29 protein-coding genes and 1 rRNA gene are annotated in these 26731 nt (G+C 43.4%); 12 read left to right on the forward strand and 18 right to left on the reverse strand.

The window, feature by feature from the left end:
- The 4 genes from FTU01_RS10880 to def all read right to left on the reverse strand — a co-directional run.
- Positions 1 to 593: ribosomal RNA gene (locus tag FTU01_RS10880) — 16S ribosomal RNA — on the reverse strand; the annotation flags it as partial.
- Positions 594 to 1187: 594 nt separating this feature from the next.
- Positions 1188 to 3218, reverse strand: coding sequence for a TonB-dependent copper receptor (locus tag FTU01_RS10885; RefSeq protein WP_180018521.1), 2031 nt, complete (start codon positions 3216 to 3218; stop codon positions 1188 to 1190).
- Between the two features lie 71 nt (positions 3219 to 3289).
- Positions 3290 to 3703, reverse strand: a complete 414-nt coding sequence (locus FTU01_RS10890; protein ID WP_180018519.1) for a DUF2946 family protein — start codon at positions 3701 to 3703, stop codon at positions 3290 to 3292.
- Between the two features lie 92 nt (positions 3704 to 3795).
- Positions 3796 to 4326, reverse strand: coding sequence for a peptide deformylase (gene def / locus FTU01_RS10895; RefSeq protein ID WP_004780730.1), 531 nt, complete (start codon positions 4324 to 4326; stop codon positions 3796 to 3798).
- 120 nt (positions 4327 to 4446) lie between these two features.
- Here def and FTU01_RS10900 point away from each other — a divergent pair, with 120 nt between their 5' ends.
- The 3 genes from FTU01_RS10900 to FTU01_RS10910 are packed head-to-tail and all read left to right on the forward strand — an operon-like array spanning position 4447 to position 7408.
- Positions 4447 to 5601: a LysM peptidoglycan-binding domain-containing protein gene (locus tag FTU01_RS10900; protein WP_180034228.1), complete on the forward strand. Its 1155-nt coding sequence runs from the start codon at positions 4447 to 4449 to the stop codon at positions 5599 to 5601.
- Between the two features lie 57 nt (positions 5602 to 5658).
- Positions 5659 to 6798, forward strand: coding sequence for a DNA-processing protein DprA (gene dprA, locus FTU01_RS10905; RefSeq protein ID WP_180031879.1), 1140 nt, complete (start codon positions 5659 to 5661; stop codon positions 6796 to 6798).
- 40 nt (positions 6799 to 6838) lie between these two features.
- Positions 6839 to 7408 carry an L-threonylcarbamoyladenylate synthase gene (locus tag FTU01_RS10910; protein WP_034171542.1) on the forward strand — a complete coding sequence of 190 codons (570 nt, stop codon included), beginning with the start codon at positions 6839 to 6841 and terminating at the stop codon, positions 7406 to 7408.
- A 437-nt stretch (positions 7409 to 7845) separates the two neighbouring features.
- On the opposite strand, the gene FTU01_RS10915 is transcribed toward FTU01_RS10910, so the two are convergent.
- Entirely contained in the window at positions 7846 to 8745 is a 900-nt protein-coding gene (locus FTU01_RS10915) for a DMT family transporter (protein ID WP_180031876.1), read from the reverse strand.
- 190 nt (positions 8746 to 8935) lie between these two features.
- Between FTU01_RS10915 and FTU01_RS10920 the strand changes: the two genes are divergently transcribed.
- The 4 genes from FTU01_RS10920 to FTU01_RS10935 all read left to right on the forward strand — a co-directional run bounded on the left by FTU01_RS10920 (position 8936) and on the right by FTU01_RS10935 (position 11562).
- Positions 8936 to 9481, forward strand: a complete 546-nt coding sequence (locus FTU01_RS10920; protein ID WP_180031874.1) for a glutathione peroxidase — start codon at positions 8936 to 8938, stop codon at positions 9479 to 9481.
- A gap of 174 nt (positions 9482 to 9655) precedes the next feature.
- On the forward strand, positions 9656 to 10201 hold the full coding sequence (locus FTU01_RS10925) for a glutathione peroxidase (RefSeq protein WP_180018515.1): 546 nt from the start codon (positions 9656 to 9658) through the stop codon (positions 10199 to 10201).
- A 208-nt stretch (positions 10202 to 10409) separates the two neighbouring features.
- Positions 10410 to 10793 (forward strand): RcnB family protein, encoded by a 384-nt coding sequence (locus FTU01_RS10930; RefSeq protein ID WP_034171538.1) that lies wholly within the window; start codon positions 10410 to 10412, stop codon positions 10791 to 10793.
- A gap of 163 nt (positions 10794 to 10956) precedes the next feature.
- Positions 10957 to 11562 carry a hypothetical protein gene (locus tag FTU01_RS10935; protein WP_159124343.1) on the forward strand — a complete coding sequence of 202 codons (606 nt, stop codon included), beginning with the start codon at positions 10957 to 10959 and terminating at the stop codon, positions 11560 to 11562.
- Between the two features lie 61 nt (positions 11563 to 11623).
- On the opposite strand, the gene FTU01_RS10940 is transcribed toward FTU01_RS10935, so the two are convergent.
- The 11 genes from FTU01_RS10940 to FTU01_RS10990 form a co-directional block, all read right to left on the reverse strand.
- Positions 11624 to 13006 carry an NAD-dependent succinate-semialdehyde dehydrogenase gene (locus FTU01_RS10940; RefSeq protein WP_180139099.1) on the reverse strand — a complete coding sequence of 461 codons (1383 nt, stop codon included), beginning with the start codon at positions 13004 to 13006 and terminating at the stop codon, positions 11624 to 11626.
- A 346-nt stretch (positions 13007 to 13352) separates the two neighbouring features.
- On the reverse strand, positions 13353 to 13772 hold the full coding sequence (locus FTU01_RS10945) for a F0F1 ATP synthase subunit epsilon (RefSeq protein WP_004780711.1): 420 nt from the start codon (positions 13770 to 13772) through the stop codon (positions 13353 to 13355).
- Between the two features lie 26 nt (positions 13773 to 13798).
- Complete coding sequence (gene atpD / locus FTU01_RS10950) at positions 13799 to 15193, reverse strand: F0F1 ATP synthase subunit beta (protein WP_180139101.1); 1395 nt, start codon at positions 15191 to 15193, stop codon at positions 13799 to 13801.
- 30 nt (positions 15194 to 15223) lie between these two features.
- Positions 15224 to 16093 carry a F0F1 ATP synthase subunit gamma gene (gene atpG / locus FTU01_RS10955; RefSeq protein ID WP_004780708.1) on the reverse strand — a complete coding sequence of 290 codons (870 nt, stop codon included), beginning with the start codon at positions 16091 to 16093 and terminating at the stop codon, positions 15224 to 15226.
- An 87-nt stretch (positions 16094 to 16180) separates the two neighbouring features.
- A complete protein-coding gene (atpA, locus tag FTU01_RS10960; RefSeq protein ID WP_180025424.1) occupies positions 16181 to 17725 on the reverse strand; it encodes a F0F1 ATP synthase subunit alpha in 1545 nt (514 codons plus the stop codon).
- A 46-nt stretch (positions 17726 to 17771) separates the two neighbouring features.
- The gene (locus FTU01_RS10965; protein ID WP_179992714.1) at positions 17772 to 18308 is read right to left on the reverse strand and encodes a F0F1 ATP synthase subunit delta; all 537 of its coding nucleotides are present in this window, start codon (positions 18306 to 18308) and stop codon (positions 17772 to 17774) included.
- A gap of 12 nt (positions 18309 to 18320) precedes the next feature.
- A complete protein-coding gene (locus FTU01_RS10970; RefSeq protein ID WP_004780703.1) occupies positions 18321 to 18791 on the reverse strand; it encodes a F0F1 ATP synthase subunit B in 471 nt (156 codons plus the stop codon).
- A gap of 39 nt (positions 18792 to 18830) precedes the next feature.
- Entirely contained in the window at positions 18831 to 19076 is a 246-nt protein-coding gene (gene atpE, locus FTU01_RS10975; RefSeq protein WP_000424060.1) for a F0F1 ATP synthase subunit C, read from the reverse strand.
- A gap of 82 nt (positions 19077 to 19158) precedes the next feature.
- A complete protein-coding gene (gene atpB, locus FTU01_RS10980; protein ID WP_004780701.1) occupies positions 19159 to 20034 on the reverse strand; it encodes a F0F1 ATP synthase subunit A in 876 nt (291 codons plus the stop codon).
- A gap of 104 nt (positions 20035 to 20138) precedes the next feature.
- Positions 20139 to 20537, reverse strand: coding sequence for an ATP synthase subunit I (locus tag FTU01_RS10985; protein ID WP_166139355.1), 399 nt, complete (start codon positions 20535 to 20537; stop codon positions 20139 to 20141).
- Between the two features lie 170 nt (positions 20538 to 20707).
- A complete protein-coding gene (locus FTU01_RS10990; RefSeq protein ID WP_180031870.1) occupies positions 20708 to 21547 on the reverse strand; it encodes a metal ABC transporter solute-binding protein, Zn/Mn family in 840 nt (279 codons plus the stop codon).
- A gap of 145 nt (positions 21548 to 21692) precedes the next feature.
- Between FTU01_RS10990 and FTU01_RS10995 the strand changes: the two genes are divergently transcribed.
- From FTU01_RS10995 to FTU01_RS11010, 4 genes are read left to right on the forward strand one after another with little or no spacing between them, the layout of a single operon-like run.
- The gene (locus FTU01_RS10995; RefSeq protein ID WP_005233384.1) at positions 21693 to 22190 is read left to right on the forward strand and encodes a transcriptional repressor; all 498 of its coding nucleotides are present in this window, start codon (positions 21693 to 21695) and stop codon (positions 22188 to 22190) included.
- Positions 22172 to 22954, forward strand: coding sequence for a zinc ABC transporter ATP-binding protein ZnuC (gene znuC / locus FTU01_RS11000; RefSeq protein ID WP_179992715.1), 783 nt, complete (start codon positions 22172 to 22174; stop codon positions 22952 to 22954). Before FTU01_RS10995 ends, znuC begins: the two co-directional genes overlap by 19 nt.
- 3 nt (positions 22955 to 22957) lie before the next feature.
- Positions 22958 to 23758: a zinc ABC transporter permease subunit ZnuB gene (gene znuB, locus FTU01_RS11005; protein WP_004780694.1), complete on the forward strand. Its 801-nt coding sequence runs from the start codon at positions 22958 to 22960 to the stop codon at positions 23756 to 23758.
- 3 nt (positions 23759 to 23761) lie between these two features.
- Positions 23762 to 24232: a DUF523 domain-containing protein gene (locus tag FTU01_RS11010; protein ID WP_180031868.1), complete on the forward strand. Its 471-nt coding sequence runs from the start codon at positions 23762 to 23764 to the stop codon at positions 24230 to 24232.
- Between the two features lie 39 nt (positions 24233 to 24271).
- Here the strand turns inward: FTU01_RS11010 and FTU01_RS11015 are convergent, their stop codons facing one another.
- Positions 24272 to 24892 carry a LysE family transporter gene (locus FTU01_RS11015; protein ID WP_180031866.1) on the reverse strand — a complete coding sequence of 207 codons (621 nt, stop codon included), beginning with the start codon at positions 24890 to 24892 and terminating at the stop codon, positions 24272 to 24274.
- Positions 24893 to 25052: 160 nt separating this feature from the next.
- On the opposite strand from FTU01_RS11015, the gene FTU01_RS11020 reads away from it, so the two are divergent.
- Positions 25053 to 25973 carry a Dyp-type peroxidase gene (locus FTU01_RS11020; protein WP_166139347.1) on the forward strand — a complete coding sequence of 307 codons (921 nt, stop codon included), beginning with the start codon at positions 25053 to 25055 and terminating at the stop codon, positions 25971 to 25973.
- A 53-nt stretch (positions 25974 to 26026) separates the two neighbouring features.
- On the opposite strand, the gene FTU01_RS11025 is transcribed toward FTU01_RS11020, so the two are convergent.
- On the reverse strand, positions 26027 to 26716 hold the full coding sequence (locus tag FTU01_RS11025) for a hypothetical protein (protein WP_159124352.1): 690 nt from the start codon (positions 26714 to 26716) through the stop codon (positions 26027 to 26029).
- Between the last annotated feature and the right edge of the window lie 15 nt (positions 26717 to 26731).

Genomic DNA, 26731 nt, shown 5'->3' on the forward strand with positions numbered 1-26731 from the left:
CTTAATTAGCCACCTACGCGCGCTTTACGCCCAGTAAATCCGATTAACGCTTGCACCCTCTGTATTACCGCGGCTGCTGGCACAGAGTTAGCCGGTGCTTATTCTGCGAGTAACGTCCACTTATCCCGGGTATTAACCAGGTAAGCCTCCTCCTCGCTTAAAGTGCTTTACAACCAAAAGGCCTTCTTCACACACGCGGCATGGCTGGATCAGGGTTCCCCCCATTGTCCAATATTCCCCACTGCTGCCTCCCGTAGGAGTCTGGGCCGTGTCTCAGTCCCAGTGTGGCGGATCATCCTCTCAGACCCGCTACAGATCGTCGCCTTGGTAGGCCTTTACCCCACCAACTAGCTAATCCGACTTAGGCTCATCTATTAGCGCAAGGTCCGAAGATCCCCTGCTTTCTCCCGTAGGACGTATGCGGTATTAGCGTCCCTTTCGGAACGTTGTCCCCCACTAATAGGCAGATTCCTAAGCATTACTCACCCGTCCGCCGCTAGGAATCAGGTGCAAGCACCCTATCCCCGCTCGACTTGCATGTGTTAAGCCTGCCGCCAGCGTTCAATCTGAGCCATGATCAAACTCTTCAGTTAAAATCATTTCGAGTTTTATAAGTAAAACTCTTAAACTTGGCTCATCAATTTTCTGACTTAAATTTCGCTCAAATAAACTTCGAGTAATTTAAACCAATCAATCAATGAAAATAATTTCGATCAATCAACCAGTAAAAATCCACACAAGTTGTTCTTCATAATCTCTTAATGATCTTCTTGCTACTTCGTCAGTAGCAAGCTAGGTCGGCTATATTACTCTCTATCTCTAGAAAGTCAACCAGTAATGAAAATTATTTTTAAACTTTCTTTCTAAAACCCAACTTAACCATTTCATGCTAAGTTACTGTTTTATCAGAAGTTTTAATCTTCATCACCGCCGATGGATGTGCATTCTACAGTATTTCAGGGGGCTTGCAACCCCATTTTTTAAACTTTACAAACGCATGTTTATTTTATAATCCATAAAATTCATAAGTTACTGTTTTATTTATAAAAATTATTTTAATAAAAGTTTGAGTTATTATTTAATGCAAAACAAAACAATATTAACTTACTGATAAACATGAATTTAAATTACTACCATAAACAAAAAGCAGGAAAAAACTCCTGCTTTTTGTTTGTTTTCAGTTCAAATTAGAATTTCATACTGATTCTTGCCCAGTAATTCCGTCCGATATTATTAAATTGCTCATTGGCAGCAAATCCAAAACCGGAACTGCCCATCTTGTTCAAATGCTCGGCATAGGTACGGTCCAGTACGTTATCGACACCCACAGAAAGATCCATGTTGTCATTTACATGATATGTACCATTTAAAGAGAGAGTACCAAAACCAGCACTTTGCTTAAGATCATAGCCGACAATATTGCCTTCACGCTCACTAATTCGGTTCTGACCATCGACCAGGCGCCAGTAGGCACCCAAAGTATAGTTATCCTGGATATAACGTAAATTTACCCGAGCTTCCAAAGGTGAAATCTGTGGCAACGGCGTATTGTCACTGGTATTTTTACCCCAAGCATACATCGCACTCAGATCAGCCTGAATCGCATCAGTAAACTGATATCCGATTCCGACTTCTGCACCTGCCACTGTTGCATCTACATTTCGGCTATGTGCTTCTAACATTCCCATATTACCTGTTGGCAAGTAAGTCGTGAGGATGTAATCATTGATCACACCTGCATATGCCGATGCCCATGAACTGAAATTACCATGTTCATGCTGGTAGCCAATATCCAGCTGTAAAGTTTTTTCAGTATCAATGTTCTTAAAGGTATTTGGATGACCATTGCCTGATTTTGGACTGAACAGCTCCCAGTAATCCGGCATACGTTCGACATAGCCAATACCCATATAAGTCTTGCCATCATCATGGTCTGGATGCTGATTCTCAAAACGCAAAAAAGCGCTTGGTAAAGTTTTTTTACGCTCCTGGTTTGACTCCACTGCTTCTACTTTGACCTGATCCAGACGCAGGCCACTCACCAACTTATGATTATCACTGACCTCATAACTGAGCTCACCGAAACCACCGATCGACTGGAACTCCATATCTTTAATACGTGGCTTATTCTGATACGCTGTCATCAGATTTCCGTTACGTTTGCTATGCTGATTATTCTGGCTGTCGATACCTGTAATCAGCTGTAATTTATCCCATTCACTGGTCACGGCCATACGCGCATTCAATGTCTTACGCGCTACATTGGTGGCCATAGGCATACTCATCATACCGCCAGGCTTGAACTCGCGCAGACTATAGTTATCCATGACATGGTCATTAAAATTGTAGTTTACCTGTGCTTCAATTTTCTTGATCACATCGCTGACATTTCTCTTTTCAACACGCAAACCCAGACTTTCACGGGCAAACTTGGAGCCATCCATTGCACGGCCGGCATACACAGCTTCACCATCCGCCTTGCCCCCGGTCAACTCTACCCAGGTATCGCTATCCGGTGTCCAGCCTAATGCAATGTCGGCATTCCAGCGCTCCCAATCGGAAGGAACAGTCGTGCCATTACCATCTTTATAACTGTCTGAAACAGAGCGGCTGGTATTCAGGCGAATATATTTCTGTGCATCACCTGCTGCAACTTCAACATTATGGTCAAGACGTCCGAAGGAGCCCAGCAGGACACTGGCCTGACCGCGATAGTGATTGTCTGCATCAAACTGTTCAGGTGAACGCTCAAAAATGACGGTTGCGGCTGAACCGGTATTGGCATATTGCACCGTCTGCGGACCTTTAATGACCGAAATCTGGTCATAGCTTTCCGGGGAAATATAGGAGGTGGGCGAATCCATCCGGCTTGGACAGGCCCCCAGGTTTTCCGTGCCATCCGTTAAAATTTTAATTCGTGAACCGAACATACCGCGGAAAGTGACATCCCCATTGGTTCCTGCGCCACTATTGACTGAACTAAAACCCACAATACTTTGCAGATAATCTGCGCCATCGGTTGCTGGCACTGGCTGAATCGGCTGTTTGGGATCAGCACGAACAATCAGACCATTGGCATCATTACCGGCAGTTGAAGTCACCACAATCGGCGCCATGGTTTGTACAGGCATGCTTTCATTGGCCATAACCACTGATGAATAACAGGCAACACAAATCGCAGCCGCAAGGGGCTGTAACAAGAATTTAGACTGAGCCATTTTCAATCTCACTGAATACATAAATTAAACACAATCCGAGTCATTCAAGACCCAGGCAAAACAACGTGGATTTATGCAAACAGTGGCGGTGCCCGTCCCTGCGGGATTAAAAAGAGTCGCTGAAGGATAAACCAGACATGCTTAAAGGCTTGTTCAAAAGCCAAGAGTCTGACCTGAATTCGATCCAGGACTTCTTTCACTTCAAGCTTAGGCGGCAAAACCAGGTTGCCATAGACAGTACAGTACTGACACTGATGACTGGCATCGTGTTCATGCGCCATGGAGTCTGAGGAAATAGGATGCTGATCAAGGTGATGATGGGCAGAATGTTCAGAATGAACATGAGAGGAAACTAAAAGGGCGCGCGTGATGGTTTCACAGACCGGAGCAACCTGATATTGCTTCGGCAGCAAAGGCTGTAAGAACACAGCAATCTGTAGAAATACCGCCACAAAGGAAAGTAGCAGACCTCCCCGCAGGACCATAGGCAAACCCTTGAATTTGTCTGGGCTAAGTATAACAAAGCCCAATCGAAATTGGGCTTGTTGAAGCATAAAAATTGCTTGGGAAAAGAGTCCTAGCGTTTAACTGCAACTTTTTCTTTATTGCGCTGGCGAACCAGTTTTTCTACTTTTTCACGGGCACGCTGACGTTTCAATGGCGACAGATAATCCACAAAAAGTTTACCATTTAAGTGATCCATTTCATGTTGGATGCACACAGCGAGAAGTCCATCAGCCTCTTGTTCAAAGGGTTGACCATCCAGACCAATTGCCTCGATTTTTACGCGTGACGGACGCTCAACTTTATCGTATATTTGAGGAACTGATAGACAGCCCTCTTCATAAGGCTGTGTTTCTTCAGTCAATGGTGTGATTTTGGGGTTAATGAACACCATGGGTTGATCTTTGTTTTCAGACAGGTCCATCACAATCAGCTGAATATGACGATCAACTTGGGTCGCGGCGAGTCCGATGCCTGGCGCTTCATACATGGTTTCAAACATATCTGCAGCGAGCTGACGAATTTCATCAGTAACTTCTTCGACTGGTTGTGCAATGGTACGAAGACGGGGATCCGGGAAACTTAAAATAGGTAATAAGGCCATACTGCGTCCTCAATTATGCCATTGATCAAAAAACCAAATGAAGGGAATGCTTCATCAAAAAAATGTGTGTAAGATCGTTATTATAACGCAACTACGCACATAATTTTAGGAATTATGATAATGAAAAAGGTTTTGAAGGGCATGCCATTTTTTAGTGCCTTGGGGTTAAAAAATCAAATGCTCGCACTGGCAGTTTGTGTCGGAGTGAGTATGGGGACAATGTATTCAGCCGAGGCAGCTCCTGCCCGTAACGTCAATCCACCTGCTTTAAAAGCCAGTGCGCCCAATGTCTACGTGGTCAAAAAAGGCGATACATTGTGGGATATTTCAAAACGTTTCTTAAAAAATCCGGTGCGTTGGCCAGAAATCTGGGCCAGTAACAAGCACGTGAAAAATCCACATTGGATTTTCCCGGGTGACCGCCTGTTGATGTGTGACTATCAAGGCCGTCCAATTATCGGTAAAGATGAAGGTGATGGCTGTGAAGGCATTATCAGTCGTTATATCGGCAGTACTTCGCTACAGCCACAGGTTCGTGTTGAATCTTTAAATAACACAATTCCAGTGATTCCACTGGCGCATATCCAGCAATGGCTGGAACGCTATACCATTGTGGCAGCAGATTCAGTTCAGGGTACGCCTTACATTCTCGGCACTGCAGACCAGCGCGTATTGGCAGGTAAAGGCCAGAAGGTCTATGCACGCGGGAATGGTCTGGTGGTTGGCCAGCGTTATGCGGTATATCGTGAAGCAGACCCTTATGTCTTTACCGATGCCAATGGCAAGAAATACACGGCTGCTCTAGAGTTGCAACAGGTTGCTTCCGGAATCGCAGTACGTGGCGAAGGTGATGTCACCACGCTGGAATTAACCGACAGCTACAATGCCGAAGTGCGTCGTGGTGACCGTGTCCTGCCAGAATACGATCCGATGTTGCCTACCCTGTTCTATCCAGTGAATGCAGAGAATACTGTAGCTGGCGGTCAGATTGTGCGTGTACTGGGTTCAATTGGTACCGCTGCGCGTCATAGTGTCGTGACGATTGACCGTGGTACGGCACATGGGGTTCAGACTGGTCATGTCTTCAGCGTAAACCAGAAAGGTGAAGTGGTGACTGATCCGAAAACCAAAGAGCGCGTACAGCTTCCAGGTGAGCGCATTGGCAATCTGATGGTCTTTAAAACTTTTGACCAACTGAGCTATGCTTATGTGCTGGAAAGTGAGTTACCTATCAAGGTGGGTGCCAATATTCAAGCGCCATTGTTAGATGAATAATAGATTGATCTAACTTTACAACTGAAAGAATAAGAAGACACACATATAGGTCTCGATATGCTGAACTCGTTATCACGCGTGCAACTGGAAACACTGACGTTATGGTATCTGGTTCAGCATTCTCTTTCGAGCTTCTATAAAATCAGTCAGCATTATTCAAGTCTGACCACAGCCCTACAGCCTGATCAGGTGCCCACCTGGCAGGCGCTTGGCATTCATGCCAATCATATCCAACGCTTGAAAGACTTCTCGCTTCCAGAATCACAACAGAAATTTCAGCGCTGTCTGGAAAAAGTTCAACGAGATAGTGATTTCATCCTGCTCTATCATGATCTGCACTATCCGCAGCAACTCAGCCACTATGTAGACAAACCACCAATTATTTTTGGTCAAGGTCAGCCGGATACATTGCTTCAGGCTCAAATTGCGGTTGTAGGAAGTCGCAAGCCGAGTCCTCACGGCCGGCAAGTAGCTTATGATTTTTCCTTTTATTTGAGTGAACAGGGTTTCTATATTAATAGTGGATTAGCACAAGGCATAGATGAAGCAGCACATCGGGCAGGATTAAAATATCAGGGCACCATTGCAGTGATGGGGACTGGACTGGATCAGACCTACCCTTCTCAACATGCACAATTGCGCCAGGAGATTATTGCGCATGGTGGTGCGGTCATTACCGAGTTTCTGCCAGAGACTCCACCCTTGCAGCATCACTTTCCACGGCGTAACCGGATTGTCAGCGGTTTAAGTCTCGGAGTCATTGTGGCTGAAGCGACCTTAAAAAGCGGCTCTCTAATTACGGCCAAACTGGCTGCCGAACAAGGCAAAACCGTATTTGCCATTCCGGGACATATTTATAGCGAATATCATAAGGGTTGCCATCAGCTGATTCGTGAAGGCGCGATTCTAATTGATCACCCGCAACAGGTGATTGAAGAACTGGCTTTGGCGACCCAATGGCAAGCCTTACAAAATGAAGTACAACATGACATGGCGGATGAACTTCCTGCACACATACCGCCTCATCTGCTCAGACTTTATAACCAGTTAGACTGGGTCGGACAGGATCTGGATCATCTCAGTCATCATCTGCAACAGGATGTCTCTTCTCTGACCAGTCAATTGATGGAACTGGAGCTACTTGGCTTTTGCACCCAGCAAGCCGGCATGTATCTACGTTGTCGTCCACATAAATAAGGTTCACAATAGACACTTCTTGTTTTGATAAGGTATACACATGATCACCACCTCTGTTGCCGAAGCAGCTGAATGTCTCAAAGCTGGACAGGTCTTGGCATACCCTACAGAGGCTGTTTGGGGTTTAGGTTGCGACCCCTATAATGAACAGGCATTTCACCAGATTTTAACCTTAAAACAGCGCCCGATTGAAAAAGGCGTGATTTTACTCGCAGCTCATATTTCACAAGTGGAACATTTACTTCAGGATCTAAGTGAAGAAATGCGTGAAAAAGTAATTGAGTCTTGGAGTAATGATCGACCTACAGACCGGGCAACCACCTGGTTACTCCCTGCCAATGACGATATTCCAGGCTGGATTAAAGGCAAACACCCTAAAGTGGCAGTGCGCGTGACCACTCATCCTCTTTGTGTAGCCTTGTGTCAGGCTTTTGGCGGTTTTATTGTTTCAACCAGTGCCAATCCTGCCGGCTTAGAACCTGCACGTTCCCTGCAAGATGCCATGCGTTATTTTGGTCAGGACCTAAATTATCTGAATGGCGATCTGGGACTGAGCCAGAAACCAAGCCGGATTATTGATGCTGTAACAGGTGAAATTATTCGTGACTGAGCCTTTGCTCAGTCATTTTTCTTTTCAAGCCGACTAAAGTTTTAAGACAAAAAAAAAGCTCAACCATATAGGGATGGTTGAGCATAAAAAAGGATGTGTATTATCACATCCAGAGGGTCTGTAAATCTCTGGGAGTTTGATAAATCTAGGTTTTTTCTGATTCATCATTCTCGATGCGGGCATTATGCGAGAAATCCGTCACAACAGCAAATATAATAAAACAATTTATTAATACATTTTTTCTATTAAAAATATTTAAAATTTAATCAAAATTCAAAATATCTTGCTATTTTTGTTTCAGTTTTAAAATGAAGTTAATTTTTAATAATTTATTTTTATATCCATAATCACTAAATTTAAGGAATAATACTGTAAAAATAATGTAATCATTTATTCAAATATTAAACAAATAAAACTTTAACTCTTTATTTGATCGCTTAAACCTTGGGTTTAGCAGGGTATTGCGCCAATAAAATACCTACTAGAATAATGGCACCACCAATGCTATGGTAGATTGTCCAGGCTTCAGATAACCATAAATAAGCGATTAACGCCGTAAAGACCGGCATCAAATTCATAAAAATACTGCTGCGGTTTGGACCAAGTTGTTGTACAGCCATCATCCATAAGAATGGGGCAGCAATAGAAGGAAAAATTCCGGCATAAATAATACTTGCTGCGTTATTACTATTAATAGCATCCAGACCTGAGTACAACACTAAAGGAATGTGATAGAGAACGGCCAAAAAAATCTGCATATACAGACTAACCAATAGCGGAATCTGGATCTGCCATTTTTTGAGCAAAACGCCATAACAGGCATAGAAAAATACCGCAATCAGCATCAGCAGATCACCAATATAATGATCTCCTGCATCCAGTAAATGTGCCCATTGCCCCTGCCCCATCACATACATCAGACCAATAAAAGACAAAATACTACCAATCACCGCCATTAAAGTGGGACGAACATGTAAAACAAAGATTCCGACAATAATAGTAAAAATTGGAATAAAGGCATTGATCAGGCCCATATTGGTGGCACTGGTATAATGTGCTGAGGTATAAGCCAGGCCTTGATACAACACCATGCCCAATGCACTTAAGACAGCCAGATGCCCCAGATGCGGTCGAATTTCCGGCCAGGCTTTGCGAACCTTGGGCCACATTAACGGCGTTAAAATCAGCAGAGCCAGAACCCAGCGATAAAAACTGATACTTAAGGGAGAAATATAATCCGCCACATAACGGGTAACGGTCATATTCAATGACCAGATCAGGACCGCAGTCAAGGGAAGCAGCATGGCCCACCACATTGTTTTTTGCTGCTGCGTCATAACTTCATCCCTGTCTCTATCTATTGTTAATCTATGCTTCTTGGCAAGTGCCTAAGCATAATTGATTTTTCAACTAAAATTAATGCTATTTGTAGCCGGCCAGTAAGCATTTCACTGATTCCGACTTGTACTGTATTTAAATACCCGTTAAAACAAATAGCCCTCATTCATTTAATAAAAAGGAAATCCGATGAGCACTTCTGTGTATGACATTCCGGTAAAAACGATTCAAGGAACGGACACGACGCTGAACCAGTATCAAGGCAAAGTCTTACTGCTGGTAAATGTGGCATCAAAATGCGGCCTCACTCCACAATACGAAGGCTTGCAAAAGCTCTATGATGATAAAAAAGTCGAAGGACTGGAAATCTTAGGTTTCCCTTCCAATGATTTTCTGGAACAGGAACCTGGAAGTGAAAAGGAAATTCAGGACTTCTGTTCCCTGAACTATCAGGTGGATTTCCCGCTGTTTGCCAAAATTCCGGTCGTGGGTAAAGCCAAACATCCTTTGTATGCCACTTTGACTCAGGCTGTACCAGAACGTATCGGTGAAGGTCCATGGTGGAAAGATCTGGTCGACTATGGCCTGACTCCAAATGAACCGCCTGAAGTCCTCTGGAACTTTGAAAAATTCCTGGTGAACAAACAGGGGGAAGTCGTTGCACGTTTTGCACCGGATATCACGGCAGATGATTCACGCCTGCTGGATGCAATCAATGCTGAGCTTGCTAAATAAGTCTTTTTAAATAGGTCGGTTGCAACTGATGACCAGTTTAGCCGACCTAGCTCATAGGCATAAACATTGAATTTCATATTTTTTTCACAAACTTATCTAAAATTTATGTTTGCTGAAACCGCCCAGACCCGATAAAACATGAGTCTATTTCCATAACAATTCGAGCAAAATAATATGAGCCAGTCCATTTATGAGATTCCGGTAAAAACCGTCACTGGAGAAAATACGACTTTGTCCAATTATCAGGACAAAGTCCTGCTGATTGTAAATGTCGCATCGAAATGTGGTTTAACCCCACAATATGAAGGACTGCAGAAACTTTATAATGAGAAAAAAACCGAAGGACTGGAAATTCTGGCTTTTCCTGCGAATAACTTTAAAGGTCAGGAACCGGGCACAGACGAGGAAATCCAGCAGTTCTGCAGTCTGAACTACAATGTGGATTTCCCGCTATTCTCCAAGATCTCTGTCGTGGGTGAAGATCAGCATCCTCTTTACCATTATCTGACCCAAGCTCAGCCGCAACGTACAGGCGGCGAAGATTTTGCAGAGCGCCTGAAAAGTTTTGGCAATACGCCAAATGAATTACCAGAAGTGCTGTGGAACTTTGAAAAATTCCTGGTCAACAAGCAAGGTGAAGTGGTCGCGCGTTTTGCGCCAAATATTCCGGCAGATGATGCTCGCTTGCGAGATGCAATCAATGCAGAATTGGCCAAATAATTTGTAACAGTAATGTAAGTATCTATTTCAATAATAGATACTTATTATTTAAATAAAAATCAAATACTTACAACCAGATTTACTTAGCTCTAAAATCTCCATGATTTACGCTTAATTTTTATTTTTCTACAACACTTCATTCCATATTTATCAATGAGTTAAGCCTAAAATGCAGTTATCCCAAGAGAGATAACGATAGGTTCAAAACATGAAAAACTTAGTAAAAGCAGTCGTATTTTCATTATCTAGTACACTTGTGGCGACTTCAGCTTTTGCTGCAGCTCCAGAGCATCACTCGCAACACCATCAGCCACAAAAAACGCATGTTCAGCAACAGTATCACGCACAGCATAAATCTCCTGCACACGCTCAACAGCATAAACAGGTACATAAGAAAATAGATCCTTCACGCGATTGGCGCGTAGGTCAAAAAGTACCAGCTCAGTTCCAGAGCAAAATGTACAAGGTAGATCACAGCAAATACAAAAAACTCAGCAAACCTGGTAAAAACCAGCAATGGATCAAAGTAAATGGTGACTATATCCTGACCAATGTGATGAGCCATAACATTATCAAAATTATTGCAGGATAAGTTTTATCCTCCTCGGTGAAAAAGAGTGCTTCGGCACTCTTTTTTAATGTCTTAATCTTTTGTATTCAAAATATTTGTTATGACTTTGCAACAATCTTTTTTATCTCCACATTTTATTCTTATAGTCATGCATTAGAACCACCTGCTCCGAGACCACGATTTTATGTCCAAGATTCTTGTAAATGCTCTTCTTCCTTTTGCCCTATTTAGCTCAGGCATTTTATTAATGGGCTGTGAACAGGCGACCGAAGCACCGGTCGAGCAAGAACAAAGTACGCTTTCTACTGATCTTGAACCTGTACAGCAAAGTGATCGCACGACGACTGCGCAAACAGAGCTGAAGTCTGGCAATATGTTTTATATGGTGCGTGATGTAGCTGATCTGCAATTCAAGGCAGGGAGTTATGTTGAACAGTTAAAACAAACCCAAACTGATCTGCAAACTGCGGTGGATACTAAAGATACCGAGCAACTGCAAGCTACAGCAGGCAAGTTACAACAACAGTTGACAGGCTTTAATCAGGCTTTAGGTGAACTGAATTTAAAAAGTCAGGAAATTGATCAGGTACGTAGCAATATTATGAGTGCCAATCAACAGGTTCTGGCTTCTCCTTTACTGAATGGCCAAGTCGATTTCAGTCAGGTTGATTTAAAGAAAATTGAAAGCCAGATGGTTAGTGTGCAAGCTGAAATGCTTAAACTGGCAGGCATGCTGATTCAAAACTCAGATAAAGATGCTTCATCAGAAGCTGAAACAGAAAATACTTGATTTACGCTGATATCTCGTTCAAAAAGAAGCCACTGTTTAAGTGGCTTCTTTATTTTAGAAATTAAATATTATTTTTTGGGCTTTTTACGACAACCAGACGTTTCTGCACAAATTCTTTGAAACCATCAATTGAAAGTTCATGACCATAACCTGAATTTTTGATCCCGCCAAATGGCAGCTCTGGCGCAGTATCGGTATACCAGTTGATCCAGATCATGCCAGTTTCTACACGTGAAGCCAGCTTTTTCGCCCGCTCAATATTTTGTGAATGAATCACGCCTCCGAGACCATAATTAGAATCATTGGCAATCGATACAATTTCATCTTCATCTTTTGCGACATAGATCTGTGCCACAGGACCAAAGAATTCTTCATACCAGGCCGGATTATCACGGCTGATATTTTCCAGAATAGTTGGCTGATAGAAATTACCTTCATGCTCATAAGGCTTACCACCAGTCACGACTTTCGCGCCATTCTCTACTGCCTTATCAACCTGCTTGGTCAGTTTTTCCAACGCATCTGCTGAGGACAGTGGGCCAAGTGTAGTTTCAGAATCCAACGGATCACCAATTTTTAAGCCTTCAAAGACCTTGATCATGCCCGATTTAAATTGTTCCGCAATTTTCTCATGCAGGATAAAACGTTTAGCTGCTGTACAAACCTGCCCCGTGTTATTAACGCGTGCCTGACAGCCGATTTTGATCGCTTTTTCCAGATCAGCATCATCCAGCACAATAAATACATCATTACCGCCTAATTCTAGTGTCGATTTGGTGACATGTTTCCCAGCTTGCCCTGCTACTGCACGCCCTGCGCCTTCTGAACCTGTGAGAGCAACGCCTTGTACACGCGGATCCGCGATAATATCTGCAACCTGATCGCTACTAATAAATAAATTAATCCACACACCTTTCGGCGCGCCTGCATCCAGAATCAATTGTTCAAAGGCTTCAGCACATTGCGGAACGATGCTGGCATGCTTGGCTACCACAGGGTTGCCAATCGCGCAGTTTGGGGCAAAGACACGCATCAACTGATAAAAAGGAAAGTTCCAGGGTTCTACTGCCATGATGATGCCTAAGGGATGATGCTCTACCCATGCTTCTCCTAGTTCCGTTTCATAAGAAACTGGCGCTAAAAACTCTTTGGCATGATCTGCATAATACTCAGCAATTTTGGCACAGCTTTCGATCTCACCTTCACTCTGCTTGATCAGCTTACCCATATCCAGTGTCATGATTTTAGCCAGTTCTGACTTGCGTTCCCGCATATTGTTTGCCAGTTTGCTAAGTACCTCAATCCGGGTATCTACTTGTTGAGTCCAATCCGACTTCAGGATTTTTTCTGCGGTATCCAAGGCATTTTGGATATCTTGATCAGTGTGTGACGGATAATCTTTTAATTTCTGGTTGTTAAAGGGGTTAATGGATTGATAACTCATAATTAGATCCCTGCTTGGCCAATTCAATTTTTATAAATGGATAACAACGTGATTTGCGTCGTGACAGAGGTAGTAGAACCGTGAAACTTTTTATTGAATAAATCTGAAAAACTTAAAGACGCCATATCAACTTAGCATTGTTTTTTTCTGACTATGACTTTGCTTACAGATTGGTTCAAAAGATTACGCAGCGCAGGTAAAAGTTATATCGAGTGGTACAAATTAGAGCTATATAGTTTTCTTAAAATAATTATTCATAAGGCTAAAATCTGGTAACTTTTTTCAAAATAGTTTTTATATAAAAAAACCACCCTTTCGGGTGGTTTTTTCAATCTTAAACCAGCAATTACATTGCACGGTTTTTGATTTTGCGGATCGTTTCCAGCTGAGCAGCAGTTTCTGCAAGAGCAGCCAAAGCAGCAGCAGAGTCCAAATCGCTCTTTTGATTTGCTAGCAATTGTTCAGCGTGTTTACGCGCTTCAATAATTGCAGCTTCATCCAAGTTTTCTGCACGGACTGCTGTATCAGCAAGAACCGTAACAACATGCGGTTGAACTTCTAGAACACCACCAGATACATAGATTAATTCTTCTGTACCGTTTTCCAAAATAACGCGGATCGCGCCAGGTTGGAGCAAAGTTACCAGCGGAGCGTGACCAGGCATAATACCTAACTCACCGCCAGCACCTTTAGCAATTAGCATAGTTACAGTGCCTGAGTACAAAGACTCTTGAACACTTACAACGTCACATTGCATAGTCGCCATGAGAATCTCCTAAATTAGGGAACTAATTAAAGTTTCTCAGCTTTAGCAATCACTTCGTCAATACCACCAACCATGTAGAACGCTTGTTCTGGGATGTGATCGTATTCACCAGCTAGAAGACCTTTAAAGCCACGAATCGTTTCTTTAAGCGGTACAAGTTTACCAGGAGCACCAGTAAACACTTCAGCTACGTGGAACGGTTGAGAGAAGAAACGTTGGATCTTACGTGCACGGTATACAGTAAGTTTGTCTTCTTCTGACAATTCGTCCATACCAAGAATTGCGATAATGTCTTTCAATTCTTTATAACGTTGAAGAACGTTTTGAACTGAACGAGCGATTTCGTAATGCTCAGTACCAACTACAAGTGGATCTAGCTGACGTGAAGTAGAGTCAAGTGGATCAATCGCAGGGTAAATACCTTGAGAAGCGATGTCACGGCTCAATACAACAGTTGCGTCCAAGTGAGCGAACGTAGTTGCAGGCGATGGATCTGTTAAGTCATCGGCAGGTACGTATACCGCTTGGATTGACGTAATAGAACCAGACTTAGTCGATGTAATACGTTCTTGGAGAACACCCATCTCTTCTGCAAGAGTCGGTTGGTAACCTACTGCAGATGGCATACGGCCTAGAAGTGCTGATACTTCAGTACCCGCTAGTGTATAACGATAGATGTTGTCGATGAACAATAGTACGTCACGGCCTTTACCGTTTTCGTCTTTTTGATCACGGAAGTACTCAGCCATAGTCAAACCAGTCAACGCTACGCGTAAACGGTTACCTGGTGGCTCGTTCATCTGACCGTAGACCATTGCTACTTTGTCAAGAACGTTAGAGTCTTTCATTTCGTGATAGAAGTCATTACCTTCACGAGTACGTTCACCAACACCAGCAAACACAGATAAACCTGAGTGCGCTTTCGCGATGTTGTTGATCAACTCCATCATGTTTACAGTTTTACCAACACCGGCACCACCGAACAGACCAACTTTACCACCTTTCGCGAACGGGCATAGTAAGTCGATGACTTTAATACCAGTTTCTAGAAGGTCAGTAGAAGCCGCTTGTTCTGCATAAGAAGGCGCTTGACGGTGAATTGGTAAACGCTCTTCAGTCGCAACAGGACCAGCTTCGTCGATCGGGCGACCAAGAACGTCCATGATACGGCCAAGAGTCGCTGTACCTACTGGTACAGAGATCGGAGCGTTAGTGTTAGTTACGTTCAAACCACGCTTAAGGCCTTCAGTAGAACCCATTGCAATAGTACGAACTACGCCATCACCAAGTTGTTGCTGAACTTCTAATGTAGTTTCAGTACCGTCAACTTGGAGAGCGTCATAGATCTTAGGAACGCTGTTACGTTCAAACTCGACGTCGATAACCGCGCCGATGATCTGAATGATACGACCGCTACTCATTGCTGTCTCCTCAATTCAAACTAATATATGTTAAACGGCAGCGGCACCACCAACGATCTCAGAAATTTCCTGAGTAATCGCGGCTTGACGCAGCTTGTTATAAATAAGTTGCAGGTTCTTGATCAATTCACCCGCGTTATCAGTTGCAGCTTTCATTGCAACCATACGAGCAGACTGCTCACACGCGATGTTTTCGATCACACCTTGATACACCACAGACTCGATGTAACGAACCAACAAGCCATTTAAAAGCTCTTCAGCTTCAGGCTCGTAGATGTAATCCCAACCGTATTGACGGTTAAGCGTCTTGTCTTCTTCAGCAGCTGCCAAAGGAACAAGCTGTTCGATCTTTTGGTTTTGAGTCATGGCGTTGACAAAGCCGTTAGAAACCAGATAAATACGATCTAATTCGCCTTTATCATAAGCGTCTAACATCACCTGTACAGAACCAGATAACTGTTCAAGACTTGGAGTGTCGCCCACTTGAGTGGTCGCACCAAGCACTTTACCGCCGTAGTTTTTAAAAAACGAAACCGCTTTTTGACCAATCAAAGCAAATTGAACTTCAATTGACTGCTCTTGTTGCTGTTGAACGTGTTTTACCACTTTCTTGAACAGGTTAATGTTCAAACCACCAGCAAGGCCACGATCTGAAGACACAATGATATAGCCAACGCGCTTAACAGGACGTTCAACCATATAACGGTGTTTATATTCAGGATTCGCTTGTACCAAATGAGCAATTACACGGTGCATATTTTCGGCATACGGACGGCCTTGAGCCATGCGCTCTTGCGCACGACGCATCTTAGAAGCTGCTACCATCTGCATCGCGCGAGTAATTTTCTGCGTGCTTTTGATACTAGCTACTTTGGCGCGAATTTCTTTTAAATTTGCCATACGCTTAACCTAGTATTCGAAGGCCCTTTCGAGCCCTCGAAGGTTGATTCCGTGAACCAAACCAACACTAATTAGCAAGTTGCTAAATTAGTAAGTTTGAGTCGCTTTGAACTTTTCAATACCAGCTTTGAATTCAGCTTCGATATCTTTATCCCAAGCACCAGTCTCGTCAATTTTTTGCATTAACGCAGCGTGTTCTGAACGGAAGTAAGCAATTAACGCAGCGTCAAAGTCTACGATTTTCTTCACTTCTACGTCAGCCATGTAGCCTTCGTTAGATGCATAAACTGATACAGCTTGGTCAGCGATTGAGTATGGAGCATATTGTTTTTGCTTCATAAGCTCAGTTACGCGTTGACCGTGTTCAAGCTGTTTACGAGTTGCTTCGTCAAGGTCAGAAGCGAACTGAGCAAACGCTGCCAATTCACGGTACTGTGCAAGTGCAGTACGGATACCACCAGACAATTTCTTGATGACTTTAGTCTGCGCAGAACCACCAACACGAGATACAGAGATACCCGCGTTCACAGCAGGACGGATACCCGCGTTGAACAATGATGTTTCAAGGAAGATCTGACCGTCAGTAATCGAAATTACGTTGGTTGGTACGAATGCAGATACGTCACCTGCTTGAGTTTCAATAATCGGCAATGCAGTTAATGAACCAGTTTGGCCTTTAACTTCACCGTTAGTGAATTTCTCAACGTAGTCAGCAGATACACGAGAAGCACGTTCAAGTAAACGTGAATGTAGATAGAACACGTCACCTGGATAAGCTTCACGACCTGGTGGACGACGAAGAAGCAATGAAATTTGACGGTAAGCAACAGCTTGTTTAGACAAGTCATCATAGATGATCAGAGCGTCTTCACCGCGGTCACGGAAGTATTCACCCATTGTACAGCCAGAGTATGGAGCCAAGAACAGCATTGCTGCTGGATCGGCTGCAGCTGCTGCTACAACAGTTGTATACGCCATAGCGCCAGTTTCTTCCAGCTTACGTACTACGTTTGCAATAGTTGATTGTTTTTGACCAACTGCAACGTAGATACATTTAATGCCAGAGTTTTTCTGAGCGATGATCGCGTCGATCGCCATAGCTGTTTTACCAGTCTGACGGTCACCAATGATCAACTCACGTTGACCACGGCCTACTGGGATCATTGTATCTACTGATTTATAACCAGTTTGTACAGGTTGATCCACTGATTGACGCCAAATTACGCCTGGTGCTACTTTTTCAACAGCATCAGTCAGTTTTGCATCAATAGGGCCTTTACCATCAATCGGGTTACCCAAAGCGTCTACGACACGGCCAAGAAGTTCAGGACCAACCGGAACTTCTAATACACGACCTGTACAACGAGCTTTTTGACCTTCTTGAAGGTTTAAGTAGTTACCTAAAACAACGACGCCCACTGAATCCTGTTCTAGGTTCAGTGCCATACCGTATAAGCCGCCGTCGAATTCGATCATTTCACCGTACATTGCATCAGCAAGGCCGTGAATGCGCACAATACCGTCGGATACCATAACAATGGTACCTTCGTTTTTAGCGGTCGCGCTGGTGTCCAGATCGCCGATACGCTGTTTAATGAGCGCACTGATCTCGGATGGATTCAGTTGTTGCATTGCGCTATACCTCAATCTTTTTAAAGTTCAGTCTTCTTATATGCAATTAAGCTAGAAGACGAGTACGCATTTTTTCAAGCTTATTAAGCGCAGAATCATCTATCACTTGGTCGCCTGCACGAATAACCACACCCGCGATTAATGCCGGGTTAACTTCTACAGAAACGTTTACTGCTGCATTGAATTTTTTCTCTAACGCATGAGTAAGAAGTTGTTCCTGTACAGAAGTCAACGGGAATGCTGATTCAATTACAACATCCACAGTATTGTTATTCTGTGATTTGAGCTGTTCATATTCTGCAGCGATTTCAGGAAGCAAAGCCAAACGTGCGTTTTCAGCAAGCATAGTCAAAAAGTTTGACACTGCAGGCGTTTGGTCTTCGCCTAAAACTTTAGCAAAAAGTGCCACCTGCTCAGCAGGTGTCAACTCAGGGCGATTTAGATAAGCTGAAAATGCTTCGTCTTGCACCGCAGCACTGAGCAAGTTAAGTGCTGTTGACCAATTGTCAGTTGCACCTTGCTCAGAAGCGTAAGCAAATGCTGCTTTAGCGTAAGGGCGTGCCAACGTCAAGAGTTCAGCCATAATCCGCCTCTCTTAAAGTTTAGCAGCCAGCTGAGTCAGCATGGCATTGTGAGCTTCTGCGTCAACTTGCTGGCTAAGAATTTTCTCAGCACCAGCAACTGCAAGAGCAGCCACTTGTTGACGTAATTCTTCGCGAGCAGCATTGATTTCAGTATCAACAGCTTCTTTAGCTTGTTGACGAATACGCTCACCTTCAGCTGACGCTTGGGTACGAGCTTCTTCGACCAATTGCGCTGCACGACGGTTCGCTTGTTCGATCAATTGAGCCGCTTGTGCTTTTGCCGCGTCCAGTTCAGCTTTCACTTGTGCTTGCGCATCTGCAAGGTCAGCCTTCGCTTTTTCAGCAGCGTTTAAGCCATCAGCGATTTTACGCTGACGTTCACTAATCGCATTGATTAGTGGTGGCCATACAAACTTCATGCAGAATGCGACGAAAATCGCAAACGCAATCGCTTGGCCAAACAATGTGAGGTTGATATTCATTGCAAATTCCTCAAATAGTGAATTTCGGAATTAAGCTGATTAACCTACAAATGGATTAGCGAAGATGAAGAACAAGCCAATACCAACACCGATCATAGGCACAGCATCAAGAAGACCCGCGATTAAGAACATACGAGTTTGAAGTTGTGGAGCCAATTCTGGTTGACGAGCTACAGCTTCAAGGAAACGGCCGCCTAGAAGACCAAAACCAATCGCAGTACCTAAAGCACCGAAAGCGATCAAGATAGCAGATGCAATTGCAACTAGACCTAAAGTGAGTTCCATGATAATTCCTCAGAGGTTAGGTTTATACCAAATTAAGTTAAAAAATTGTGCCCAACCATCCCGTGACAGTTAGGCAATACCATTAATGCTTTTCGCTTGCCATGCTCAAGTATACGATAGTCAGCATCATGAAAATGAATGCTTGTAGCGTAATAACAAGAATGTGGAAGATCGCCCAAGGCACAGATAACGCCCACTGGATCCAGAACGGTAATAACGCGATAAGAATGAAGATTAACTCACCCGCATACATGTTACCGAATAGTCGTAGAGCCAATGAAACTGGACGTGCAAGGAAGGTTACCAATTCCAGAATCAAGTTCACTGGAATAAGGATCGCTTTTGCAACTGGGTTACTTGGGTTAAATGGGTTAAGTGCTAGTTCACCAACGAAGCCGCCAACACCTTTTTCACGGATGCTGTAGAACAAGATAAGTGCAAATACAGACAATGACATACCAAGGGTAATGTTAGGGTCAGTAGATGGAACGATCTTGAAGTATACGTGGTGTGGATCAATACCAAACAGGCCACCAATCACGTGTTGAGCGACATAAGGAATCCAGTCAACCGGGATAAGGTCCATCAAGTTCATGAGGAAAATCCACACGAAGATGGTTAGCGCTAGTGGAGCGATCAAACGCGATTTACCATGGAAGGTATCGCGTACACTTGAGTCAACAAACTCGATAATCATTTCGATTGCAGACTGGAACTTGGTAGGAACACCAGAGTTTGCAGCTTTCGCTACGAGCCAGAATAACAAGCAGAAAATGATACCAAGGCCGATTGACCAACCCATTGAATCCAAGTGAATAGCAGTGAACCCCATCTGTTGAGCTTCAGCACCGTTCTCGGCCAATTTCCATGTACCGTCTGGCATTTTGCCATAGGTCATATTGGTCAAGTGATGCTTGATATACTCGGTCGAAGTAAGGGCATGTTCTTCAGCAGCCATAAATCACACCTGGTCAATGTCAAAAAACTATAGAACAAACGAATATCGCGTGCTGCTTGATATCTCGCCTGCTCCTAAAAAAACTTTTCAATTTTTTGTTGTGTTTAAACTCGTTTTTGTAGACGTGACACCCAAAAAGGAGCGACCCACGACATGGCTTGAACGAGCATAAAACCACAAAACAACGCAACCGGGGATAACGGCTTGACATTGCTTAAAATTAAAATGAAACCAACAATCACAATTGCAAACTTGCCCATCAAGCCTTTATACATGTTCGAAAGAACCTGCTTAGATGCCCGGGCTCCTGCCGCTCGAAATGATTGCCATGAAAAATAACAACTCGCAAGCCAGCAGACGAACGCCCCCAAAGCGGCACTCAAGGCTACGGTTGAGTCTTTCACGACCCAGCCAATCAAGGCTGAAACAGGAATCATTAATGCTTGTAAGAGGACTAAAGCTTTCGCTAATCGTCGGTCAATCAAGCGACTAGTTCGGCTCATTATTTATTCACTCACAGCAAGCATGCTTGACAAGTTTAGCTGATGATTATTTTTAATCGCAGGCATTATAGAGTTACACCCCTGAACATGCAATCTTTTCCCGACCTTAGTCGTGTTTTTTTCAACAGATCAAATGCTGGCAAACTAATCAAAACTTGATTATTTTTAAATCATTGATGGGCATTTAACACACATTTACGGGTTTGCTCGGCCAATTTCTGCCAGGCCTGGATAAAGTCCCCTGCCCCACTCATGCTTTCATCGACACTCTGGAATACAATCGGTTTCAGTTTACGGTACTGATTTTCACCAGCATGCGCTTCTGCCAGCAGACACATTTTGCTCTGCACACGAGTGTCTTGCAGATATTTGATTTGCGCCACGGTTGGTGACACATGTGGATCATCCGTCAAAGCCCCCATGAACTTCAGGTTCAATGGACGTTCCAGATATTGATAGGCATCATGATAAGACCAATAAGGTTGAGCTTTACTTGTAGAACTATAACGCTGTGCAGTCAAAAACATGGTTTGGGCAAAGTCACGCGCATTTTTCCAATAGGCCTCCCGATGCTCAGGCAGCTGCTGAGAACGTAAGGCTGCAATAAAGAAACCGATACGTACTGCATTGTTGGGATCGAGCCAGACATGGGTATCGACGGTATCTTTTAAGGCTTGCCCACGTGGATTACGCATTGGCAAAGTGGTCAGAATACCCGAATCTAAAATCGCGATACTTTTATTGTTATTGTTCAACACTTTTGCCAACGGCGCTTCATGTGCCTGCCCTAACCAGATCACCAGGCCGGCATCCTGAATCGTTTTACGGTGTGCCGGGGTCAGGCTGACATCATGACCGCTTTGATTGGCCAATAATAAAGTCGGCTGTTCCACGCCTTGAGTAATGGTCTTGGCAATCAGATAAATCGGCTGCGTTGAAACCACCAGACTTTGCGACCAGCTAAGGGTACTGAACAAAGCCAGACTACACAGGGCAAGGAAACGGAACATGAAGAGAAATCACTATATAAGGACAAATTTAATAGTGTTATAATATAACAAAATCACAAAAATACCTATGCCCAATCGAAACTCTGGGCGCTTCATGTTAAGATTTGAAATCTTTTAATTTTCAGTTTCGCACCTGAGGTGAACTATGGGTTCATGTTCGCACGAACACCACAATGCATTGCACGGCGTACACGACCATCCAAATGTCGCGCAACGTCTGGCCGAAGCAGAGAGTCTTTGTGCGGCAAGTGGCGCACGCCTCACTCCTTTACGCAAAGAGGTACTGGAACTGATTCTGAATGCAAGCGGCCCGATGGGTGCGTATGACCTGCTGGCACAAATGAAAAATGCCAGCGACCGTCCCGCTGCCCCACCGACCGTGTACCGTACACTCGACTTTTTATTAGAAAAAGGCTTTATTCACCGCCTGACCTCTATTAATGCCTATATTCCCTGCTGCCATCCGCGTGAAGGTCATCAGGCGGCATTCTTGATTTGTACTGAATGTAAAGCCGTAAAAGAAGCATCTGCACAAGGTTTATTAGAACAACTGGATGCCTTGGCGGCTTCAGACGATTTTAGTGCACACCACAGCATTATCGAAATTTCAGGAATCTGTCAGCAGTGTCGCAACAAAGCTTGAATGCATCTCCCTTGATCCAGCTTTCCAAGATCTGGGTCAATATTGATGATCGTGACATTTTAAAGGCCATTGATTTCTCTTTGCAGGAGAAAGAGATTGTTACGCTGATTGGTCCGAACGGTGCCGGTAAGTCGACCTTAATAAAGGTCATGCTTGGGATCGTCAAACCGAAATCCGGTGAAATCAAAACGGCGCGCAAGCTAAAATTCTCTTATGTGCCACAGAAATTCAATCCTTCACATAGTCTGCCACTACGTGTCAAAGACCTGTTAGCTCTAGAAAAATGCCCTGCGGATATTACGGCAGAAATCATCCGTGATACCGGCATTGCCAAACTGGAAAATTCTAAAGTACAACAGCTTTCCGGCGGTGAACGTCAACGTGTGTTGTTGGCTCGCGCCTTATTACGTCAGCCGGATATTCTGGTACTGGATGAACCGATGCAGGGTCTAGATATTCAGTCTGAGGCTGAACTGTATGAATATGTGCGTAGCCTGCCGGAAAAATATGGCTGTGCCATTTTAATGGTCTCGCATGACCTGCAATGGGTGATGCAAGGCACGCATCGCGTGGTTTGTCTGAATAAGCATATCTGTTGTAGCGGCCTGCCAGAAAGTGTGCAGCAGCATCCAGAATATCAGGCCATCTTCGGTACTAACCGGGTATTCTACCAGCATCATCATGATCACTGTGCCCATGGTGACTCCGCGACACCTTGTCAGCACGATTCACGTCCCCACATTCACCCCGAGCCGGAAGCTTAAGCCATGATGGATTGGTTATCTCTCCTATTACCTGCATGGATTATGGGAACACTCTTGGTGTTCCTGACCGCACCACTCGGCTGTCTGATGCTGTGGCGCCGTATGTCTTTCTTTGCAGATACCATGGCACATGGTACTTTGCTCGGTGTTGCAATTGCTGGTGCGATGAGCCTGCCACTCTGGATGGGTGTCAGCTTTATTGCAGTCTTATTGGTCGCTGTACTTTGGGTACTGTATGACCCACGCTTGCCAAATGATGCGCTGCTTGCACTCTGCTCCGCCACCCTGCTCTGTTCAGGGCTGTTATTCATTCAGCATTTACCGAATTTAAGACCGGAACTGCTTAGCTATTTGTTTGGTGATCTACTCACCATTTCATGGACAGATCTTCCTACTTTTGCCGTCGTGATTATCTTGGCATTGGCCGTTCTATATAAAAGCTGGCAGGCACAAATCCAAATTGCAATTGATCCTGATATGGCGATCAGTGAAGGGGTGAATGCAAAACTGCAACGTCTGATCTTTATGCTGTTATTGGCATTGTTTACTGTATTGGCATTACGTGCGGTCGGTTCACTCTTGATGGGTGCATTGCTGGTGATTCCAGCTTTGACGGCTCGCCTACTGGCAAATTCTCCTCGTCAAATGGTGATCTGGGCTTTTGTGATTGCACAAATTGGTGTGACAGTCGGACTCTGGTCAAGTGCAGGTCTGAATACGTCAACAGGTCTGACCATTGTGCTGACCATGTCAGTGCTGTTTGCCGCTATTTTTATCCTACAGAAGTTTAAAAAACTGGCTTAAGGCATGGCAGGCAAATTTTATCTGATCAGTGCCTGCTTGCTCGGACACAAGGTCCGTTATGATGGTCGCGACTGTCTGGTAAAAGAGTTGGTCGATTATTTATTGCCGGATCAATATGTCACGATTTGCCCTGAAGTCAGTGGTGGTTTGCCTATACCCCGACCTGCAGCAGAGATTCAATCTGGCGATGGTCTAGATGTGCTGCTGTACCAAGCTCATGTTATAGATATAAATGGTACAGATGTTTCCGATGCCTTTATCAAAGGCGCCTATGCCGCTTTAGATCTTGCCCAAAGATTTCAAGCGACACATGCCATCCTCAAAGCCCATAGCCCTTCTTGTAGCAGCAAGCTGATTTATGATGGTTCATTTACTGGAAATAAAATTCAAGGTGATGGGGTCACAGCAGCATTACTTAAACAGCATGGTATGGAGGTCATGACTGAAGATGAATTTTTACAGATGATTCTTTAAGAGATCGTTAAATTTCCTCTCCTTTAAGGAGAGGTTTCCCTACTGATGCACCAAACTCAATAAAAACGCAGCTCCAGCGAACAAGCTGGCAAAAGTTCGATTCATGACTTTCTGCTGTTTTGGCGATTTCAGAAGACGCAGAACCTTGGCAGCCAGACCGGTATAACCTGCCATCACAATCAGATCAATCGTTACCATAGTCGCGGCCATAATCACATACTGAATCCATTGCGGTTTAGATAAGTCCAGAAATTGCGGTAATACTGCCAGCAAAAATACAATTGCCTTGGGATTACTCATATTGACCAGAAAACCGTGAATGACGAGTTTCCCAGCTGATTTTCGTGCGAGTTCATGTTTAATTTCAATCGACTGCGCTGGTGCTTTCCACTGCAAAAAGGCCAGATACAATAAATAGACAACCCCAAACCATTTCACTGCAAGAAATGCCCAAGGTGTAGTCGCAAACAATACCCCTGCCCCGGCAGCCACAATGGCAATTTGAACCAATAGGGCGAGTTGCAGGCCGAGCGCATTCCAGTATCCATGTCGAAAGCCATAATTCAGTCCGCTCGACATTGAAGCAATAGCACCCGCACCTGGGGAAATACTGATCACCCAACAGGCTAACATATAAGCAAACCAGACTTGATAGGACATAGAGATTTAACTCATTCAAATTCAGGATCTAATTATATGACTTTTCCAATATTTTCAGCCAAAAAAATTGCTTAAACATCAGACTGCATACTATTCACTCTATAGCGCTTCAGGCACAATAGCAGGATTGGATACAGAAAATTTATTACAGGAGCCATGAATGACAGCCCAATCTGTAATTTTGCCATTACCTTCAGATCATGCTCGCTTTATTGTTTTACGTCTGAAAAATCTCAGTATCGAAGATTTTAAGGAACGATTAAAACAGCTATTTACGACACGCGATCGCCTGATTACCCAACATCCGAATGCGCAAATTAAAACGGCTGTCGCTTTTGGTCCTGAACTCTGGTCAAAATTGTATGAACAGGCACCTGCTGGTTTTAAACAATTAGAGCCAATTCAAGGTTCATTTAATATGCCTGTGGTACCGGCAGATGTGCTGATCCATATTGCCAGTGCGCGTGCCGATATCTGTTTCGCCTTGAGTCAGTCTTTCTTTGAAGGTATTCGCGATCAGGTTGAAGTACTAGATGAGCGTGTTTGCTTCCGTTACTTTGATGGCCGTGATATTACCGGTTTCATTGATGGGACTGAAAATCCGCAATTCCCGGATGATCGAGCTGAAGTGGCTTTACTTGGTGAAGATACGGGCATTTTCCAGGATGGTTCATTCATTTTTGCACAGCGTTATGCGCATAACCTGGATAAATGGAAAAAACTCAAAGTCGATGCTCAAGAACAAGTGATGGGTCGTACCAAACTTGAATCGATTGAGCTCGAAGATGAGGTAAAACCTGCCAATGCGCATATCGCTCGTACTGTCGTTGAAGATGAGGAAGGCGAGGAAATGGAAATTCTACGTCACTCTCTGCCTTATGGAGATGGTCGTGGTGACCAAGGTCTATTCTTCATTGCTTATACCAAAGACCTGAAAATCATTGATACCATGTTAGTGCGTATGTTTGGTACATCAGGCGATGGGATCCATGACCGCTTGCTACACTTCGTGACTCCAATGGATGGTGCGTATTACTTTGCACCGAGTGAGGAGTTACTGGAAGAGGTTTTGGAAGGGTAAAATTTATAAGGTCGGTGATTGCTACATTCTCCATAATGTAGCAATCTAAAAAATTATTTTTTAAGAAAATTTCTATAATTAATATTTTCACACCCTAGAGTAAATGTTAAGCACTTTAAATCTGAATCTAAAATCAATTTATAGTCATTAATTTTCCTGTTACTTTCCCTAATATTGGCATTATATAAATATTTTTTCTCTTCTTTAATATAAGAAAAATTATCACCAGCCAATATACTCCCGTAATCACTTTCTAAATTAGCAGATGAAGAATTTACTACTGGAGCTTCAATAACTAAATTTGATAACTTATTATATATAAAAAAGTTAGATATAAATTTTTTATAAGGTCTTTTCACATAATCTAATTCACTAAATTCCCTTATCCGAAAGGCAACTATTTTTTTATCTTGATAAAGTATTTTTAAATCTACAGTTGATTTTAAAGGCACAGTACCTTGATATAAAATATAAGTTTTTTGATTATTTAAAACTTCGACGCCATAACTCTTAAGAATGTAATCTCCACCAGAATATTTTTTGTTTTTATCCCCATAATCAACTAAACTTAATTTTAAATTTTTATTTAATTGAGAGAATCTACCAAATTGATCCAGAAATAAAACTGGTTCTTTAATTTGGGTAGCACTTTGCTGGTAATCATTCCAATCTATATTTTTTGCGTGACATAATAGTGAAAAGAAGCTACTGCTAATTATTACTATAGATTTAAGTATTTTCATATTTTAACCCGAATC

It is taken from the genome of Acinetobacter sp. YH12043, from assembly GCF_013419915.1.
GTDB lineage: Bacteria > Pseudomonadota > Gammaproteobacteria > Pseudomonadales > Moraxellaceae > Acinetobacter.

Coding starts and splice junctions, on each gene's coding strand:
- FTU01_RS10885 (WP_180018521.1), bottom strand. CDS start 3,218: ATGGCTCAGTCTAAATTCTTGTTACAGCCCCTTGCGGCTGCGATTTGT.
- FTU01_RS10890 (WP_180018519.1), bottom strand. CDS start 3,703: ATGGTCCTGCGGGGAGGTCTGCTACTTTCCTTTGTGGCGGTATTTCTA.
- def (WP_004780730.1), bottom strand. CDS start 4,326: ATGGCCTTATTACCTATTTTAAGTTTCCCGGATCCCCGTCTTCGTACC.
- FTU01_RS10900 (WP_180034228.1), top strand. CDS start 4,447: ATGAAAAAGGTTTTGAAGGGCATGCCATTTTTTAGTGCCTTGGGGTTA.
- dprA (WP_180031879.1), top strand. CDS start 5,659: ATGCTGAACTCGTTATCACGCGTGCAACTGGAAACACTGACGTTATGG.
- FTU01_RS10910 (WP_034171542.1), top strand. CDS start 6,839: ATGATCACCACCTCTGTTGCCGAAGCAGCTGAATGTCTCAAAGCTGGA.
- FTU01_RS10915 (WP_180031876.1), bottom strand. CDS start 8,745: ATGACGCAGCAGCAAAAAACAATGTGGTGGGCCATGCTGCTTCCCTTG.
- FTU01_RS10920 (WP_180031874.1), top strand. CDS start 8,936: ATGAGCACTTCTGTGTATGACATTCCGGTAAAAACGATTCAAGGAACG.
- FTU01_RS10925 (WP_180018515.1), top strand. CDS start 9,656: ATGAGCCAGTCCATTTATGAGATTCCGGTAAAAACCGTCACTGGAGAA.
- FTU01_RS10930 (WP_034171538.1), top strand. CDS start 10,410: ATGAAAAACTTAGTAAAAGCAGTCGTATTTTCATTATCTAGTACACTT.
- FTU01_RS10935 (WP_159124343.1), top strand. CDS start 10,957: ATGTCCAAGATTCTTGTAAATGCTCTTCTTCCTTTTGCCCTATTTAGC.
- FTU01_RS10940 (WP_180139099.1), bottom strand. CDS start 13,006: ATGAGTTATCAATCCATTAACCCCTTTAACAACCAGAAATTAAAAGAT.
- FTU01_RS10945 (WP_004780711.1), bottom strand. CDS start 13,772: ATGGCGACTATGCAATGTGACGTTGTAAGTGTTCAAGAGTCTTTGTAC.
- atpD (WP_180139101.1), bottom strand. CDS start 15,193: ATGAGTAGCGGTCGTATCATTCAGATCATCGGCGCGGTTATCGACGTC.
- atpG (WP_004780708.1), bottom strand. CDS start 16,093: ATGGCAAATTTAAAAGAAATTCGCGCCAAAGTAGCTAGTATCAAAAGC.
- atpA (WP_180025424.1), bottom strand. CDS start 17,725: ATGCAACAACTGAATCCATCCGAGATCAGTGCGCTCATTAAACAGCGT.
- FTU01_RS10965 (WP_179992714.1), bottom strand. CDS start 18,308: ATGGCTGAACTCTTGACGTTGGCACGCCCTTACGCTAAAGCAGCATTT.
- FTU01_RS10970 (WP_004780703.1), bottom strand. CDS start 18,791: ATGAATATCAACCTCACATTGTTTGGCCAAGCGATTGCGTTTGCGATT.
- atpE (WP_000424060.1), bottom strand. CDS start 19,076: ATGGAACTCACTTTAGGTCTAGTTGCAATTGCATCTGCTATCTTGATC.
- atpB (WP_004780701.1), bottom strand. CDS start 20,034: ATGGCTGCTGAAGAACATGCCCTTACTTCGACCGAGTATATCAAGCAT.
- FTU01_RS10985 (WP_166139355.1), bottom strand. CDS start 20,537: ATGAGCCGAACTAGTCGCTTGATTGACCGACGATTAGCGAAAGCTTTA.
- FTU01_RS10990 (WP_180031870.1), bottom strand. CDS start 21,547: ATGTTCCGTTTCCTTGCCCTGTGTAGTCTGGCTTTGTTCAGTACCCTT.
- FTU01_RS10995 (WP_005233384.1), top strand. CDS start 21,693: ATGGGTTCATGTTCGCACGAACACCACAATGCATTGCACGGCGTACAC.
- znuB (WP_004780694.1), top strand. CDS start 22,958: ATGATGGATTGGTTATCTCTCCTATTACCTGCATGGATTATGGGAACA.
- FTU01_RS11010 (WP_180031868.1), top strand. CDS start 23,762: ATGGCAGGCAAATTTTATCTGATCAGTGCCTGCTTGCTCGGACACAAG.
- FTU01_RS11015 (WP_180031866.1), bottom strand. CDS start 24,892: ATGTCCTATCAAGTCTGGTTTGCTTATATGTTAGCCTGTTGGGTGATC.
- FTU01_RS11020 (WP_166139347.1), top strand. CDS start 25,053: ATGACAGCCCAATCTGTAATTTTGCCATTACCTTCAGATCATGCTCGC.
- FTU01_RS11025 (WP_159124352.1), bottom strand. CDS start 26,716: ATGAAAATACTTAAATCTATAGTAATAATTAGCAGTAGCTTCTTTTCA.